This window comes from Mesorhizobium sp. M4A.F.Ca.ET.022.05.2.1 (assembly GCF_003998845.1).
Lineage (GTDB): Bacteria > Pseudomonadota > Alphaproteobacteria > Rhizobiales > Rhizobiaceae > Mesorhizobium.
The window spans coordinates 1-1,568 of the sequence record NZ_RZOJ01000694.1; the positions used below are offsets into that span (position 1 = coordinate 1).

The 1,568-nt window shown below is 64.5% G+C and carries 2 protein-coding genes; one reads left to right on the forward strand and one right to left on the reverse strand.

The annotated features are described in order from the left end of the window. Positions 1-654, reverse strand: a 654-nt coding sequence (locus EN745_RS34625) for a biotin carboxylase N-terminal domain-containing protein (RefSeq protein ID WP_127423303.1), incomplete at its 3' end; no start/stop codon positions are given. A 267-nt stretch (positions 655-921) separates the two neighbouring features. Between EN745_RS34625 and EN745_RS34630 the strand changes: the two genes are divergently transcribed. Next, positions 922-1,568, forward strand: a 647-nt coding sequence (locus tag EN745_RS34630; protein ID WP_148669380.1) for an alcohol dehydrogenase catalytic domain-containing protein, incomplete at its 3' end; no start/stop codon positions are given.

Genomic DNA, 1,568 nt, shown 5'->3' on the forward strand with positions numbered 1-1,568 from the left:
ATGCGCGTCGGCCAGCACCTGGATTTCGATATGGCGCGGATCGACGACGAACTTCTCGATGAAGACGCGGTCGTCGCCGAACGAGCTTTTCGCTTCCGAGCGCGCCCTGTCGAAGCCGTCGCGCACCTCGGCCTTGTTCCAGGCGATGCGCATGCCCTTGCCGCCGCCGCCGGCCGAGGCCTTGATCATCACCGGATAGCCGATCTCGCCGGCGATCTTCTCGGCATGGTCGGCATCCTCGATGACACCCAGCCAGCCCGGCACGGTCGAGACCTTGGCCTTGCTGGCGAACTTCTTCGATTCGATCTTGTCGCCCATTGCCCTGATGGCCTTGGGCTTGGGGCCGATGAAGACGATGCCCTCCGTCTCCAGCGCCTCGCAGAAGGAGGCGCGTTCCGACAGGAACCCGTAGCCGGGATGCACGGCTTCGGCGCCGGTCTCCTTGCAGGCAGCGATGATCTTTTCGGCCACCAGATAGCTCTGCGCCGCCGGCGAAGGCCCGATATGCACGGCCTCGTCGGCCATCTCGACATGCACGGCATCGCGATCGGCATCCGAATAGACCGCGACGGTAGCGATGCCCATCTTGCGCGCCGTCTTGATCACACGGCAGGCGATCTCGCCGCGATTGGCGATCAGGATTTTCTTGAACATGCTGGCGTCGTTTCCTCCGGCGAGGAACCAGTTCTATGGACAATCCCCCTACGGCTCAAGTGGCCGGGCGCGGCGCGCATCCGCCCTGCCCAGATTGCGAATACCGCGCCGAAAAACGTCGCAAGGGAAGTTGGCCGCCGCCGCCGAACTCTGTAGAGTGTTGTTTGGGCTCACTGCGGAGGGCTGGCGGGCATTGCGCCTCGCCGGGCAGGCTCAATAAGCCGGCCTCATCAAAAGTTTGTCGATTGCCTTGGGAGGAACTGCCTCATGAAAACGCGCGCCGCTGTCGCTGTCGCCGCCGGAAAGCCGCTGGAGATCATGGAGGTCGACCTCGACGGCCCGCGTGACGGTGAAGTGCTGGTCGAGATCAAGGCGACCGGCATCTGTCACACCGACGAGTTCACGCTGTCGGGTGCCGATCCCGAAGGCCTGTTTCCGGCCATCCTCGGCCATGAGGGCGCCGGCGTCGTCGTTGACGTCGGCAAGGGTGTGACCTCGGTCAAGAAGGGCGACCATGTCATCCCGCTCTATACGCCGGAATGCCGGCAGTGCCCGTCCTGCCTGTCGCGCAAGACCAACCTCTGCACCGCCATCCGCGCCGCGCAAGGCCAAGGCTTGATGCCGGACGGCTCGTCGCGCTTCTCGATGGGCAAGGACAAGCTGTTCCACTACATGGGCTGCTCGACCTTCTCCAACTTCACCGTGCTGCCGGAGATCGCGGTCGCCAAGGTCAATCCCGACGCCCCCTTCGACAAGATCTGCTACATCGGCTGCGGCGTCACCACCGGCATCGGCGCCGTCATCAACACGGCCAAGGTCGAGCAGGGTGCTACCGCCGTCGTCTTCGGCCTCGGCGGCATCGGCCTCAACGTCATCCAGGGCCTGAAGCTCGCCGGCGCCGACATGATCATCGG